Raw genomic sequence first — 14,152 nt, forward strand, 5'->3', positions numbered from 1 at the left:
CCTTTTTTTATTCCCATTGGCTTTGGCACATCCCGTACGCGTCAATCCCTATCGAAAAGGCGACGCCATCATGGCTAAACGCGCACTATCTAGTCAATTTGTTACAGTTTGTGTATCGCTAATATTTTCTCTTTCCACTCAGGCGACGACGCTCGCGTTCGGCTATCAAACCGGCGTCCCCCCCCCACCGCAGGCCTTCGAGCCGACGACGATTCGAGAAACCATAGGCCATAAAGTCGATTGGCGTCGTTTCAATAACGATCCGGAAATGGTCAGCCCCGCGCAGCAGATCACCGCGCAGCGCAATGACGGCACGGCCAAAGCGATTGGCGAGAGAACGAAATTCTTGCAGGAACAAGGGAAGGTAGAGGCTGTGCTGCCGGACTATGCGCCGTATGTCAGCGCCAAATACGTCACTGAGTAGCACGTAAAACCTGTGGCGAGGGAGCAAGCTCCCTCGCCACAAAAGCCAATATAGACAGCCACTCAGTCAGAGGGCTTTTTCGAAGATCTTCGAATTACGCTGATAGTTGTACAGCGACGCCCGCGCCGACGGCAGGCGATCAACGCTGCTCGGCACGAAACCTCGCTCACGGAACCAGTGGGCAGTCCGGGTGGTGAGCACGAACAGGGTTTTCAGGCCCTGAGCCCGGGCGCGGGTTTCGATGCGCTCCAGCAATTCATCACCGCGACCACCATGGCGGTACTCCGGGTTCACCGCCAGACACGCCAGCTCCCCCGCATCCGAATCGGCAATCTGATACAGCGCCGCGCAGGCGATGATCATGCCTTCACGCTCGACCACGCTGAACTGCTCGATTTCGCGCTCCAATACCTCGCGGGACCGGCGAACCAGAATGCCCTGCTCTTCCAGCGGGCTGATCAAGTCCAGCAAACCGCCGACGTCCTCGATGGCCGCCTCGCGCACAACTTCGAATTGTTCCTGGGCCACCAGCGTACCGCCACCGTCACGGGTGAACAGTTCGGTCAGCAGCGCGCCGTCTTCGGCGTAGCTGACGATATGACTGCGCGCCACACCACCCCGGCATGCCTCAGCGGCCGCATCCAGCAGCTCGGCCTGATAGTTGCTGCCCAGGCGTTGCAGGTGTGCCGGCACTTGTTGCGGACGCAACTCGCGAACCAGACGACCCTGCTCATCCAGCAGACCGAGCTCGGCGCCGAACAGCAGCAACTTGTCTGCGCCCAGGTCGATGGCCGCACGGGTCGCGACGTCTTCGCAGGCGAGGTTGAAGATTTCGCCGGTCGGCGAGTAACCCAACGGCGACAACAGCACGATGGAGCGTTCGTCCAGCAGGCGATTGATGCCCTTGCGGTCGACCCGGCGCACTTCGCCGGTGTGGTGATAATCGACACCTTCGAGCACGCCGATCGGCCGCGCAGTGACCAGATTGCCGCTGGCCACCCGCAGGCGCGAGCCCTGCATCGGCGACGAGGCCATGTCCATGGACAACCGCGCTTCGATGGCGATGCGCAGTTGGCCGACCGCATCGATCACGCACTCCAGCGTCGCTGCATCGGTGATGCGCATGCCGTGGTGGTAGTGCGGGGTCAGGCCGCGAGCAGCGAGGCGGGTTTCAATTTGCGGACGCGAACCGTGAACCAGCACCAGTCGCACGCCCAGGCTGTGCAGCAGCACCAGGTCGTGGACGATATTGCCGAAGTTCGGGTGCTCCACACCGTCGCCGGGCAGCATGACGACGAAGGTGCAATCGCGGTGGGCGTTGATGTAAGGCGAAGCGTGACGAAGCCAATTGACGTATTCGGGCATGAACCTGGGCCTGTAATAAATAGCAGCCGAAAAAAGAGTAACGCAGTAAACGCACAGCGGGCTGATGGTTATCGTCGGAACAGGCTTGGCGACACGCGCGCTCTCCTCATAAGTACGGGTAGTGACACTGGCAATTTATACGAGCGACGCCGGCGTCAGGCAGTAATGTTCGATCAGTTGACGTAATAGATGCACGGTAGGCTGCAAACGTGACATTTCGAGGTATTCCCCCGGTTGGTGGGCGCAGGCGATATCGCCGGGGCCCAAGACCAGTGTTTCACAGCCAAGGCGCTGAAGATAAGGCGCTTCTGTGCCGAACGCCACTGCTTCGGCGCGATGGCCGGTGAGCTTTTCGGCGACCCTCACCAATTCCGAGTCCTCGGCCTGCTCGAATGGCGGCACTTCGGGGAACAATGGCGCGTAATCGATCTTCACCTGGTGCCGTGCGGCAATAGGGTTGAGCTTCTGCAAAATCGCCGCGCGCAGGGCACTGGGGTCCATGCCCGGCAGCGGACGCAAGTCAAATTCCAGCGAGCACTGGCCGCAGATGCGGTTGGGGTTATCGCCACCGTGAATGCAGCCGAAATTCATCGTCGGCTGCGGCACACTGAACTGCGGATTACGAAATTCCCGCTGCCACGCCAGACGCAAGCCGCGCAGTTCGCCGATGGCATCGTGCATGGCTTCAAGGGCGCTATGGCCCAGGCTCGGGTCCGAGGAGTGACCGCTCTGACCGAGGATGTCGATGCGCTCCATCATCACGCCTTTGTGCAGACGGATCGGTTTCAGCCCTGTCGGCTCGCCAATCACCGCCGCACGACCTAGTGGCCGCCCGGCTTCGGCCAAGGCACGCGCACCGGACATCGAGCTTTCTTCATCGCAGGTCGCAAGAATCAGCAAGGGTTGCTTGAATGGTTGCTCGAGCAAGGGTTTGACGGCTTCGATGGCCAAGGCAAAAAAGCCCTTCATGTCGCAACTGCCCAGGCCCACCCAACGGCCGTCCACTTCCGTCAGTTTCAGCGGATCGGTCTGCCACAGCGCCGCGTCGTACGGCACCGTATCGCTGTGACCGGCCAGCACCAGGCCGCCGGGACCGGAACCGAAACTGGCCAGCAGGTTGAACTTGCCGGGGCTGACCTGCTGGATGTCGCAGGCAAAACCCAGCTCCCCGAGCCATGTCGCCAACAAGTCGATGACCGGCCGATTGGTTTGATCCAGATTCGGTTGGGTACAGCTGACGGACGGCGCGGCGATCAGTGCAGCGAACTGATCTTTCATGGACGGCAAAGGCATCGCTGACTCCCAACTCCCGAATTGAAGTCCATCATAGAGCCATCCGGCGACAGGAATAAACCGTCGCGGCCGTCACCAAGCGTCAACAGACCCTACAACCCTTGAGTCCTGTACACTGCACGACCTTGGCAGCCACACATTTCCCCGGCTGCGCTCCCGATCCTGGATTTTCCGGCCATGCAGAAAGAAACCGAAATCAAACTCCGCGTCAGCCGCGAAACCCTCGCCGCCCTGCGCGAGCACCCGTTACTGAAGAAACGCAACAAAAGTGGCTGGGAACGCCGTGAGTTGATGAACCAGTACTTCGACACGCCCGAGCGCGACCTGGCCCGCGCCAAGGTTGCCCTGCGCCTGCGCCGCGATGGCGAAGAAGTGATTCAGACCCTCAAGACCCGTGGCCAGAGCGTCGCCGGTCTGTCCGAACGTCACGAGTACGACTGGCACCTGCCCAAAGCCAAACTCGACGTGAAGAAGCTCGACGGCGAATGCTGGCCCGAGCAGTTGGCCGAACTGGACAAGAAAACCCTGAAAGCCATCTTCACCACCGATTTCGTGCGTGAACGCGCGGAAATCGCCTGGGGCCGTGGCAAGACCAAAGTGGTCATCGAAGCCGCGCTGGACCTGGGCCACGTGGTGGTCGGCAAGCAGAAAGAAGAAATCTGCGAGCTGGAACTGGAACTGCGCGAAGGCGAGCCGGCCGCACTGCTGGAACTGGCCGCCGAACTGGCCGCGACCCTGCCGCTGATGCCATGCGACATCAGCAAGGCCGAACGCGGTTATCGCCTGTTCGACGCCAACAGCTACTCGCTGAGCTTGCCGGCGCCGCAGATCACCGCCGAAATGCCACTGGACGATGCGTTCGCCGCCTTGTGCTGGCATTTGCTTGGTAGCAGCCAGCGCCTGGCCGAGCAATATCGCTTCAATGGCCACTGGCGCCTGCTGCAGGACTGGGTCGAAAACCTCGCTGAAATGCGCGCGCTGATCAGCAGCCTCGGTCAAGCCGCGCCGCGTCAGTCGACTCACGATCTGCGGGTCGCGCTGGATGCCTTGCTGGAAGACTGGCGCCCGCTGGTACAGGCCGGCCTGGACGACGAAGACGTGCGCAAAGCCGCGCCGGAGCAGTTCCTCGAAGAGCTGGAAGATCCGCGCTGGGGCCTGTTCTCGCTGAACACTTCGCGCTGGTTGCTGGCCCGTACCTGGGCTGCCGATCGCAACACCCGTGGCAATCGCCAGGGCGCCGCGCAACTGGGCAGCTGGCTGCCACGCCTTCTGGGCGAAGAAGCCAACTCGCTGCAACTGCAGCGTTACCAGCAACAGCCGGAAGACCTGGCCGAACAACTGCCGCGCATCGAGCGCATCCAGGCCTGGCTGCACCACGCCCGTAGCGTGCTGGACATCCCGGAAATGGATCGCCTGTACGGTGAGCTGAAACAGCTTGCCCTGCTGGCTAACGAGCCGATCACCGATGAGTCGCTGGATGCGCGTAAGCAGCAGGCGATTGCGGTGTATCAGAATCGTGCCTGGAAAATGCTATTGCGCATGTAACACCTGTGGCGAGGGAGCTTGCTCCCGTTCGGCTGCGAAGCAGTCGTAATCCGGGCATCGCGGTTTGTCTGGCATACCGCAATGGCCGGATTAGGAGCGCTTCGCACTCCAGCGGGAGCAAGCTCCCTCGCCACAAAGGCCCTCGAACATCATCAACGCAACACCGGCAAACTCGTCGTGGATTTGATTTCCGACAAAGCCACGATCGAGTTGACCTCCTGTATCCCCGGCACCATTGACAGTTTCTCGAAGAAGAAACGCTCATAAGCCTCGATGTCTGCCGTGACGATCCGCAACAAGAAATCCACCGATCCCATCAGCACATAACATTCCAGCACTTCGGGGAAACCGCGAATCGCTTCGGTGAACTCAGTGAAGTTCGAGCGCCCGTGGGCGTTGAGTTTGATCTCGGCGAAGATTTGCGTGTTGAGGCCGATTTTCTTGCGGTCAAGCAACGTCACCTGACCGCGAATGATCCCCTCCTCCTTCATCCGCTGAATCCGCCGCCAGCAGGGCGACTGCGAGAGCCCCACCTGTTCGGCGATCTGCGCGCTGGAGAGCGAAGCGTCCTCTTGCAGCAACGCGAGAATCTTGCGGTCGTAGCCATCCAGCTCGCTATGCATAGAAAAACCTTAAATTAATATGATCTTGAATTGATCGATTCGATAAATCGTCAACAAGCCCAATCATAGATAAGAAATACCCCACACCGAATGTAAAAATTCCTCCAATGATTTTGGAGCCTGACCATGCCGCCCCTCGAAGCCGTGAACACCCCGCCCGCCCGCGCCGATGTCTGGAACGTCAGCAACACCCACTGCCGCGTTCAATATCAACTGCTGGCCGAGGCCGAGCCGGACCTGCTGTGCCGCGCACTCAATCTGTTCGCCTTGCAGTTTCTGACGCCGCAGCAGGTCAACGTGCAGCGCCTGGACGATCTGCTATCGATTGACATCGTCATGGACGGCCTGAGCTGGCACCGAGCCCAGGTGATCGCGGAAAAGCTGCGTAACCTGATCAGCGTCTGCTCGGTGAATCTGCAAGCGGCCGATTCGGCGTGGCAGGAGCCGGCGCAGGCAGCGGGCTGACCCCCTCCCCTGAAAAAAACCGACACGTGTTGGTCGGGTAGTGGCCCAACGGTCTGCGGGTGCCCAGCTATCCTTTGCGAACGGTTGTTCATAAGGAGCCCGCATGTCCGTTCAACTTGCCACTCAGGACCGCTGGCTGGACCTTAACGATTTGCTGCGTGAACTGGTCGCCCAGGGCTTTGTCAGCCAGGACTCTGCCGAACACGCACTCAACGCCCGCCGCCGTCATGCCACCAATGCTCAGCAACATCCGCTGGAGTTCATCGCCAGCCAACACCTGGACGACCTCAGCCGTCCCGGTAAACACCTCGATCTGGAAAGCCTGACGCTGTGGCTGTCCCAGCAGGCCGGCCAGCCTTACTTGCGCATCGACCCACTGAAAATCAACGTCGCCGCCATTACGCCGCTGATGTCCTATGCCTTCGCCCAACGCCACAAGATTCTGGCGGTGGCCATCGACCGCGATGCCGTCACCGTGGCCAGCGCCCAGCCCTTCGTCAGCGGCTGGGAAGTCGACCTGACCCACGTATTGAAACTGCCGATCAAGCGCGTAGTGGCCAACCCGGTGGATATCCAGCGCTTCAGCGTGGAGTTTTTCCGCCTGGCTAAATCGGTCACCGGCGCCACCAACGCCGATCAGAAGACAAGCAACCTGGGCAACTTCGAACAATTGCTCAACCTCGGCGCCAGCGACCAGGAGCCGGACGCCAACGATGCGCACATCGTCAACATCGTCGATTGGCTGTTCCAATACGCGTTCCAGCAGCGGGCCAGCGATATCCACATCGAACCCCGGCGCGAGCAAGGCACGGTGCGCTTTCGCATCGACGGCGTGCTGCACAACGTCTATCAATTCCCGCCGCAGGTAACCATGGCCATCGTCAGCCGCCTGAAAAGCCTGGGGCGGATGAACGTTGCGGAAAAGCGCAAACCCCAGGACGGCCGGGTCAAGACCAAGACCCCGGACGGCGGCGAAGTCGAGCTGCGGTTGTCGACATTACCGACAGCGTTCGGCGAGAAGATGGTGATGCGGATCTTCGACCCGGAAGTGTTGCTCAAGGATTTCGACCAACTGGGTTTCTCCGCCGAGGACCTGCGCCGCTGGCAAGACATGATCCGCCAGCCCAATGGCATCATTCTGGTGACCGGACCAACCGGTTCGGGCAAGACCACCACGCTGTACACCACCCTCAAAAAACTGGCGACGCCGGAGGTCAACCTCTGCACCATTGAAGACCCGATCGAAATGGTCGAGCCGGCGTTCAATCAGATGCAGGTCCAGCACAACATCGACCTGACCTTTGCCGCCGGCGTGCGCGCGCTGATGCGACAAGACCCGGACATCATCATGATCGGCGAGATCCGCGACCTCGAAACCGCCGAGATGGCAATTCAGGCGGCACTTACCGGCCACCTGGTGCTGTCGACGTTGCACACCAACGATGCCCCCAGCGCCATCAGCCGCCTGCTGGAACTCGGCGTGCCGCATTACCTGATCAAGGCCACGGTGCTCGGGGTCATGGCCCAGCGTCTGGTGCGTACGTTATGCCCTCACTGCAAGGCCCCCTTGACGTTGAGCGAAGACGACTGGCAAACCCTGACCCGGCCTTGGCAAGCGCCACTGCCGACCAATGCCCAGCGCGCCATCGGTTGCCTGGAATGCCGCGAAACCGGCTATCGCGGTCGCGCCGGGGTTTACGAAATCATGCAGCTTACGGATGGCATCAAAGCGCTGATCAACCCCGACACCGATTTGCTGGCGGTCCGGCGTCAGGCGTTCAAGGAAGGCATGCGCAGTTTGCGGTTGTCGGGGGCGCAGAAAGTGGCGGCGGGATTGACCACGATTGAAGAGGTGTTGCGGGTGACACCGCAGAGTGAGCAGAAATAGGTTACAGATTGCGCTCGGATGCTTCCCCCAAGTCGCATCCAAACCTTTTGCCCTACACTCTGGTCATCGCAACTCAATCCAGACTGGACAGGGACCGTTATGAGCATTGCACTGATTCTCTTCGTCGCGCTGGTCGTGGCCATTCTTTTCATGGGTTTCAAAGTGGTGCCCCAAGGGTTTGAATGGACGGTCGAACGCTTCGGCCGTTACACCAACACCCTCAAGCCAGGCCTGAGCATCATCATTCCGGTGATGGACCGCATCGGCCGCAAGATCAACGTGATGGAAAGCGTGCTGGACATTCCGCCCCAGGAAGTCATCACCGCCGACAACGCCACCGTGCAGATCGACGCTGTGTGCTTCTTCCAGGTGGTCAATACTGCCCAGGCCGCCTACGAGGTGAACAACCTCGAACATGCCGTGCGCAATTTGCTGCAAACCAATATCCGCACCGTGCTCGGGTCCATGGAGCTGGACGCGATGCTCAGCCAGCGCGACAACATCAACGAAAAACTGCTGCGCACCGTCGACGAAGCCACGGCGCCGTGGGGCATCAAGATCACCCGGATCGAGATCAAGGACATCAGCCCTCCCGCCGACCTGATGGCCGCCATGTCCGGCCAGATGAAAGCCGAGCGGATCAAGCGCGCACAGATTCTGGAAGCCGAAGGTTTGCGCGCTTCGGCGATCCTCACCGCCGAAGGCAAGAAGCAGGCGCAGATTCTCGAAGCCGAGGGCAGTCGTCAGGCGGCGTTCCTCGAAGCCGAGGCCCGGGAACGTCAGGCCCAGGCCGAAGCCCAGGCCACCAAAGTGGTGTCCGAAGCCATCGCCGGCGGTAACGTGCAGGCGGTCAACTACTTCGTCGCACAGAAGTACATTGATGCCTTGGGCAAACTGGCCTCGGCCAACAACAGCAAAGTGATCCTGATGCCGCTCGAAGCCGGTTCGATGATTGGTGCAGTCGGCGGCATCGGCGAAATCGTCAAGGCCACCTTCGACGGCAAGAAAGGCTGAGGTCGCCGCCCATGGAACTGTTCTCGTTCTGGAGCTGGCTGGCCCTGGGTGCGCTGTTGCTGATCCTCGAGGTGTTCGGTGCCGGCGGTTATCTGCTGTGGATCGGCATGGCAGCCGCCGCCGTCGGCGTGCTGAAGTTCCTGATACCGGGTTTACCCTGGGAATGGCAGGTGCTGTTGTTTGCCGTTTTTTCGATCCTCACCGCCCTGTACTGGTGGAGACGTCAGCGCAGTGTGGTGCGGGCCAGCGATCAGCCGAACCTGAACCTGCGAGGGCAAGAGCTGATCGGCAAGGTGTTCGTGGTCACTGAAGCGATTGTCGATGGCCGCGGCAAGATCAAGGTCGCCGACGGTGTGTGGATGGCCCGAGGGCCTGATGCCGCGTCCGGCAGTCGTGTTCGGGTGATCGGGCAACAAGGGGCGATTTTACTGGTGGAGCGGGCCGACTAACGTCACGGAACTCGATTGGGTTATTGGCAATCAAAGGCCGCAGTTAAAACCCAGTGGAGTCACCTTTTATGCGTCTCAAACTTGCTGTCGCTACCGTCGCCGTGTTGTCCCTTCAAGTCGGTTCGGCGATGGCTGATGACAGCTTTTTGCGTAACGTCCTTACTTCCGGTGCCACCACCGGTACGTCCTACCTGACCTCCAGGGATCACAAGCTGATCGTCGCCGCCCAGGACGACGCCGGTAGCTTTGTCGCCAGTGACGGCGCCATTCGCGGCCCCTATCTGGAAGCCGCCATGCAGAAAGTCCGCGCTGAAAACCCTGGCCTGCAAGCCACGGACATGGAACTGGCGAACGCCATCCTGGCGAAGAATGCCATCGCCTCGAAGTAAGGTTCGTTGCTGAACAAAAAATGCCGCTCTAAATGAGCGGCATTTTTTCGCCCCTGATTTGTAGGGGCGAGTGACTTCAGCGGTATTCATCCACCGGCACACACGCGCAAAACAGGTTGCGATCGCCGTAGACATTGTCCACACGGTTCACCACCGGCCAGTACTTATGGGCCTTGGTGTGTGCATCCGGCGTCACCGCCTGCTCGATGCTGTACGGCCGCTCCCAGACACCGGTGATGTCGGCCAGGGTATGCGGCGAACGCTTCAGCGGGTTGTCCTCCGCCGGCCAGTTGCCGTTCTGCACCTCGTTGATTTCCGCGCGAATGCTCAGCATCGCATCGATAAAACGGTCCAGTTCCGCCTTCGATTCACTCTCGGTCGGTTCGACCATCAACGTCCCCGGCACCGGGAATGACATGGTCGGCGCATGGAAGCCGTAGTCCATCAGGCGTTTGGCAACGTCTTCTTCGCTGATCCCGGTCAGCACCTTGAGCGGACGCAAGTCGAGGATACATTCGTGGGCCACGCGCTCGTTGCGCCCGGTGTAGAGCACCGGGAACGCCCCGGACAAATGCTGCGCCAGGTAATTCGCGGCGAGGATCGCCACCTCACTCGCATCCGCCAGTTGCGGCCCCATCATCGCGATGTACATCCAGCTGATCGGCAGAATGCTTGCACTGCCCCAAGGGGCTGCGCTTACCGCACCATTCCCCGGCAGCGGGCCATCGATCGGCACCACCGGGTGATTGGCGACAAACGGCGCCAAGTGCGCCCGGACACCAATCGGGCCCATCCCCGGGCCCCCACCGCCGTGGGGAATACAGAACGTCTTGTGCAGGTTCATGTGCGACACGTCGGCGCCGATGTCTGCCGGCCGCGCCAACCCGACTTGCGCGTTGAGGTTGGCGCCATCCATGTATACCTGACCGCCATGGCGGTGGATAACTTCACAGATCTCGCTGATGCCTTCCTCGTAAACCCCATGGGTCGAAGGATAAGTCGCCATCAGGCAGGCGAGTTTATCCCCCGCCTCGATGGCCTTTTCTTTCAGATCTTCCAGATCGACATTACCCGCCTCGTCACACTCGACGATCACTACCCGCATCCCGGCCATTTGCGCCGAGGCCGGGTTGGTGCCGTGGGCCGAAGACGGGATCAGGCAGATATCCCGCGCGCCCTGATGACGGCTCTCGTGATATTTGCGGATCGCCAGCAACCCGGCGTATTCGCCCTGGGCGCCCGAGTTGGGCTGCATGCAGATCGCATCGAAACCGGTGATTGCGCAGAGCCAGCGTTCCAGTTCCTCGATCATCAAGGAATAACCCACCACCTGCTCTTTCGGCACGAACGGGTGCAGGTTGGCGAACTGCGGCCAGGTGATCGGGATCATCTCGCTGGTGGCATTGAGCTTCATGGTGCAGGATCCCAGCGGGATCATCGACTGATTGAGCGCCAGGTCTTTGTTTTCCAGCTGCTTCAAGTAACGCAGCATTTCGGTTTCGCTATGATGGGCGTTGAACACCGGATGACGCAGATAAGGCGTACTGCGCTGCAATCCTGCAGGAATGCCGGACACCAGGGTCTCAGCATCCAGTTCCTCGACGTTGAGCCCATGATCGGCCCCTAGAAATACATCGAACAGCTTCGCCACGGTGCCTTCGTCACAGGTTTCATCGAGGCTCAGGCCCAACCGCCCGCGACCGAGAATGCGCAAGTTGATCTGCGCCGCCTGGGCACTTTCGATGATCGCGGTCTGAGTGCCACCGACCTCCAGGGTCAGCGTGTCGAAGAACTGTTGGTTCACACGTGTAACGCCATGGCGTTCCAGACCGGCGGCGAGGATGCAGGTCAGCCGATGGACACGCTGGGCAATATTTTTGAGCCCTTCCGGGCCATGGTAGACCGCATAGAAACTGGCGATATTGGCCAGCAGCACCTGGGCGGTGCAGATATTCGAGTTGGCCTTCTCCCGGCGAATGTGTTGCTCGCGGGTTTGCAGGGCCATGCGCAGGGCGACATTGCCGCGAGCATCTTTCGACACGCCGATGATCCGCCCGGGAATCGCCCGTTTGTACTCGTCGCGGCTGGCAAAAAACGCCGCGTGCGGGCCGCCGTACCCCATGGGCACGCCGAAGCGCTGGGATGAACCGAACACCACATCGGCGCCCAACTCTCCCGGCGGAGTCAGCAACAACAGGCTGAGCAGGTCGGTGGCGACGCAGGCCAAGGCTTGCTGGGCATGCAGATGATCGATCAGCGGACGCAGGTCGCGAATTTCGCCATGGGTGTCGGGATATTGCAGCAACGCGCCGAACACTTGATGCTGCTTCAAGTTATCCACAGCGTCGATGATCAGGTCGAAACCGAACCCTTCGGCCCGGGTCTGCACCACGGAAATCGTCTGCGGGTGACAGTTTTCGTCGACGAAGAACAGATTGCTTCTGGACTTGGCGACACGCTTGGCCAGCGCCATGGCCTCGGCGGCCGCCGTGGCTTCATCCAGCAGCGAGGCGTTGGCCAGTTCCAGACCGGTCAGGTCGATGGTCAGTTGCTGGAAATTCAACAGCGCTTCGAGCCGGCCTTGGGCAATCTCCGGTTGGTAAGGCGTGTAAGCGGTGTACCAACCGGGATTTTCCAGCACGTTGCGCAGGATGACGGCCGGCGTGAGGGTGCCGTGATACCCCATGCCGATCAGGCTGGTCCAGACCTGGTTCTGTTCGGCGTAGCCGCGCAGTTTGGCCAGTGCGGCTACCTCATCGAGGGCCGGCGGCAGGTCCAGCGGTCGGTTGAGGCGGATTCCCGGCGGCACCGTCTGCTCGATCAACTCGACGCGGCTGCCAAGGCCCAGGCTGTCGAGCATCGCCTGCTGCTCGGCGGCATCGGGCCCGAGGTGGCGGCGCAGGAAGGTATTGGGGTCGCGTAACTGGCTCAAGGACGGCAACTGGGACATGACGGGCTCTCTCATGACTGGCGCTCAGCGTCGATGCAACTCGGTCAAACCAGCATAGCAGTCGATACCGGCACGGATGGCGTGGCGCTGTCGGTCAATCCGGATCATTATGCTCGGCGCCTACAAACGTTCGCTGATCGGGTATCCACATTTATGAGCCAACTGTCTTTCCTGCCCTTCTCCAAACCCACCATCGATGAAGCCACGATTGCCGCTGTCGGCGATGTGCTGCGCTCGGGCTGGATTACCAGCGGCCCCAAGGTGCAGGCTTTTGAAGCGCAACTCTCGGAATATTTCGGCGGGCGCCCAGTGCGTACGTTCAATTCCGGCACCTGCACCATGGAGATCGCATTGCGAATTGCCGGCGTCGGACCGGGTGATGAAGTGATCACCACGCCGATTTCCTGGGTGGCCACCGCCAACGTGATTCTGGAAGTTGGCGCCACGCCGGTGTTTGCCGACATCGACCCAGTCACCCGCAATATAGACCTGACGCAGCTTGAAGCAGCGATTACCCCACGCACCAAAGCCATCATCCCGGTGTTTCTCGCGGGGCTGCCCGTGGACATGACGCGCCTTTACGCGATTGCAAAAAAACACGGTTTGCGAGTGGTGGAAGACGCGGCCCAGGCGTTGGGTTCGAGCTGGAACGGCCAGCGAATCGGTGCGACTGGCGATTTCGTGTCCTTCAGTTTCCAGGCGAACAAGAACGTCACCTGTTCAGAAGGCGGTTGCCTGGTACTGAACAACGCCGAGGAAGCGCGGCTGGCGGAAAAGTACCGCTTGCAGGGCGTCACCCGCAGCGGTTTCGACGGGCTGGACGTTGATGTGCTGGGCGGCAAGTTCAACATGACCGATGTCGCGGCAGCCATTGGCCTGGGGCAGTTTGCCCACATCGAAGCGATCACCGCTCATCGTCGTGAGCTGGCCAAACATTACTTCGCTTGCTTCGGCGAGGACTTCGAAGCGCAATACGGTGCTCAACTGCCCCCGGCGGATTTCGAGAACAGCAATTGGCATTTGTTCCAACTGGTGCTCCCGGAACGCCAGGATGGCAAACCGGCACGGGCTACTTTCATGGAGCAGATGCAGGCACTGGGAGTGGGTATCGGCTATCACTACCCACCGATTCACCTGCTGAGTCTTTACCGCGAACGCGGGTTCAAGGAAGGCATGTTCCCGGTCGCCGAACGGGTCGGACGACTGATCGTCTCGCTGCCGATGTTCACGGCCATGGATAAAGCGGATGTCGAGCGTTCGGTGGCCGCGGTGAAAGCCGTCTTGCGGACTTGATTCGGCCTTTGCAGGAGCTGCCGAAGACAGCTCCTGCAAAGCGGGCATTACTCGCCGATGGCGGCCTTGTAGGCCATCGGGTCGAGCAGCTTGTCCAGCTCAGAGGTATCGCTTGGCTCGAGTTTGAAGAACCAGCTGTCATAAGGCGCGCTGTTGACCAGTTCCGGGCTGTTGGCCAACTCTTCGTTGACGGCAATGACTGTGCCGGAGACTGGCGAGTAGATATCCGACGCGGCCTTGACCGACTCGACGACACCCGCCGCTTCACCGGCAGCGAACACTTTGCCGATCTCCGGCAACTCGACGAACACCACATCACCCAAGGCTTCCTGAGCATGGTCTGAAATACCCACTTTCACGCCGCCATCATGGTCTAGACGGGCCCATTCGTGACTTTCGGCAAAACGCAGGTCGACAGGGATTTCGCTCATGTTCTGTGTCCTCAAGAAAAATG

Annotated in this window: 13 protein-coding genes; 8 read left to right on the forward strand and 5 right to left on the reverse strand. The window is 60.5% G+C overall.

Features of this window, described 5'->3' with window-relative positions:
- Window positions 1-70: 70 nt before the first annotated feature.
- Window positions 71-424 carry a hypothetical protein gene (locus F475_RS01575; protein ID WP_111453012.1) on the forward strand — a complete coding sequence of 118 codons (354 nt, stop codon included), beginning with the start codon at window positions 71-73 and terminating at the stop codon, window positions 422-424.
- Between the two features lie 66 nt (window positions 425-490).
- Here F475_RS01575 and argA read toward each other — a convergent pair whose 3' ends face one another.
- Together argA and argE are read right to left on the reverse strand one after the other, a co-directional pair.
- Window positions 491-1,789: an amino-acid N-acetyltransferase gene (gene argA, locus F475_RS01580; protein WP_019580550.1), complete on the reverse strand. Its 1,299-nt coding sequence runs from the start codon at window positions 1,787-1,789 to the stop codon at window positions 491-493.
- Between the two features lie 135 nt (window positions 1,790-1,924).
- On the reverse strand, window positions 1,925-3,082 hold the full coding sequence (argE, locus tag F475_RS01585) for an acetylornithine deacetylase (RefSeq protein ID WP_111453013.1): 1,158 nt from the start codon (window positions 3,080-3,082) through the stop codon (window positions 1,925-1,927).
- Window positions 3,083-3,259: 177 nt separating this feature from the next.
- Between argE and F475_RS01590 the strand changes: the two genes are divergently transcribed.
- A complete protein-coding gene (locus tag F475_RS01590; RefSeq protein WP_018927599.1) occupies window positions 3,260-4,627 on the forward strand; it encodes an inorganic triphosphatase in 1,368 nt (455 codons plus the stop codon).
- Between the two features lie 152 nt (window positions 4,628-4,779).
- On the opposite strand, the gene F475_RS01595 is transcribed toward F475_RS01590, so the two are convergent.
- On the reverse strand, window positions 4,780-5,250 hold the full coding sequence (locus F475_RS01595; RefSeq protein ID WP_018927598.1) for an Lrp/AsnC family transcriptional regulator: 471 nt from the start codon (window positions 5,248-5,250) through the stop codon (window positions 4,780-4,782).
- Window positions 5,251-5,376: 126 nt separating this feature from the next.
- Between F475_RS01595 and F475_RS01600 the strand changes: the two genes are divergently transcribed.
- The 5 genes from F475_RS01600 (at window position 5,377) to F475_RS01620 (ending at window position 9,455) form a co-directional block, all read left to right on the forward strand.
- Window positions 5,377-5,715, forward strand: coding sequence for a hypothetical protein (locus F475_RS01600; protein WP_111453014.1), 339 nt, complete (start codon window positions 5,377-5,379; stop codon window positions 5,713-5,715).
- Window positions 5,716-5,818: 103 nt separating this feature from the next.
- Window positions 5,819-7,603 (forward strand): GspE/PulE family protein, encoded by a 1,785-nt coding sequence (locus tag F475_RS01605; RefSeq protein WP_111453015.1) that lies wholly within the window; start codon window positions 5,819-5,821, stop codon window positions 7,601-7,603.
- A 99-nt stretch (window positions 7,604-7,702) separates the two neighbouring features.
- Window positions 7,703-8,617 (forward strand): SPFH domain-containing protein, encoded by a 915-nt coding sequence (locus F475_RS01610; protein ID WP_007940374.1) that lies wholly within the window; start codon window positions 7,703-7,705, stop codon window positions 8,615-8,617.
- A gap of 11 nt (window positions 8,618-8,628) precedes the next feature.
- Complete coding sequence (locus F475_RS01615) at window positions 8,629-9,066, forward strand: NfeD family protein (RefSeq protein WP_018927595.1); 438 nt, start codon at window positions 8,629-8,631, stop codon at window positions 9,064-9,066.
- A gap of 68 nt (window positions 9,067-9,134) precedes the next feature.
- Window positions 9,135-9,455 (forward strand): DUF2388 domain-containing protein, encoded by a 321-nt coding sequence (locus tag F475_RS01620; RefSeq protein ID WP_018927594.1) that lies wholly within the window; start codon window positions 9,135-9,137, stop codon window positions 9,453-9,455.
- A gap of 76 nt (window positions 9,456-9,531) precedes the next feature.
- On the opposite strand, the gene gcvP is transcribed toward F475_RS01620, so the two are convergent.
- Window positions 9,532-12,405: an aminomethyl-transferring glycine dehydrogenase gene (gene gcvP, locus F475_RS01625; RefSeq protein ID WP_111453016.1), complete on the reverse strand. Its 2,874-nt coding sequence runs from the start codon at window positions 12,403-12,405 to the stop codon at window positions 9,532-9,534.
- A gap of 153 nt (window positions 12,406-12,558) precedes the next feature.
- Here gcvP and F475_RS01630 point away from each other — a divergent pair, with 153 nt between their 5' ends.
- The gene (locus F475_RS01630) at window positions 12,559-13,698 is read left to right on the forward strand and encodes a DegT/DnrJ/EryC1/StrS aminotransferase family protein (protein ID WP_064621367.1); all 1,140 of its coding nucleotides are present in this window, start codon (window positions 12,559-12,561) and stop codon (window positions 13,696-13,698) included.
- Between the two features lie 47 nt (window positions 13,699-13,745).
- On the opposite strand, the gene gcvH is transcribed toward F475_RS01630, so the two are convergent.
- Window positions 13,746-14,129 carry a glycine cleavage system protein GcvH gene (gene gcvH / locus F475_RS01635; protein WP_018927591.1) on the reverse strand — a complete coding sequence of 128 codons (384 nt, stop codon included), beginning with the start codon at window positions 14,127-14,129 and terminating at the stop codon, window positions 13,746-13,748.
- Between the last annotated feature and the right edge of the window lie 23 nt (window positions 14,130-14,152).

The sequence above is a fragment of the Pseudomonas sp. URMO17WK12:I6 genome, from assembly GCF_003253625.1.
Classification (GTDB): domain Bacteria; phylum Pseudomonadota; class Gammaproteobacteria; order Pseudomonadales; family Pseudomonadaceae; genus Aquipseudomonas.

Bases quoted from the DNA above. Each gene is read 5' to 3' on its own strand.
- F475_RS01615 (WP_018927595.1), top strand. From the start codon at position 8,629: ATGGAACTGTTCTCGTTCTGGAGCTGGCTGGCCCTGGGTGCGCTGTTG.
- F475_RS01630 (WP_064621367.1), top strand. From the start codon at position 12,559: ATGAGCCAACTGTCTTTCCTGCCCTTCTCCAAACCCACCATCGATGAA.
- argA (WP_019580550.1), bottom strand. From the start codon at position 1,789: ATGCCCGAATACGTCAATTGGCTTCGTCACGCTTCGCCTTACATCAAC.
- gcvP (WP_111453016.1), bottom strand. From the start codon at position 12,405: ATGTCCCAGTTGCCGTCCTTGAGCCAGTTACGCGACCCCAATACCTTC.
- F475_RS01575 (WP_111453012.1), top strand. From the start codon at position 71: ATGGCTAAACGCGCACTATCTAGTCAATTTGTTACAGTTTGTGTATCG.
- F475_RS01605 (WP_111453015.1), top strand. From the start codon at position 5,819: ATGTCCGTTCAACTTGCCACTCAGGACCGCTGGCTGGACCTTAACGAT.
- F475_RS01600 (WP_111453014.1), top strand. From the start codon at position 5,377: ATGCCGCCCCTCGAAGCCGTGAACACCCCGCCCGCCCGCGCCGATGTC.
- F475_RS01595 (WP_018927598.1), bottom strand. From the start codon at position 5,250: ATGCATAGCGAGCTGGATGGCTACGACCGCAAGATTCTCGCGTTGCTG.
- argE (WP_111453013.1), bottom strand. From the start codon at position 3,082: ATGCCTTTGCCGTCCATGAAAGATCAGTTCGCTGCACTGATCGCCGCG.
- F475_RS01610 (WP_007940374.1), top strand. From the start codon at position 7,703: ATGAGCATTGCACTGATTCTCTTCGTCGCGCTGGTCGTGGCCATTCTT.
- gcvH (WP_018927591.1), bottom strand. From the start codon at position 14,129: ATGAGCGAAATCCCTGTCGACCTGCGTTTTGCCGAAAGTCACGAATGG.
- F475_RS01590 (WP_018927599.1), top strand. From the start codon at position 3,260: ATGCAGAAAGAAACCGAAATCAAACTCCGCGTCAGCCGCGAAACCCTC.
- F475_RS01620 (WP_018927594.1), top strand. From the start codon at position 9,135: ATGCGTCTCAAACTTGCTGTCGCTACCGTCGCCGTGTTGTCCCTTCAA.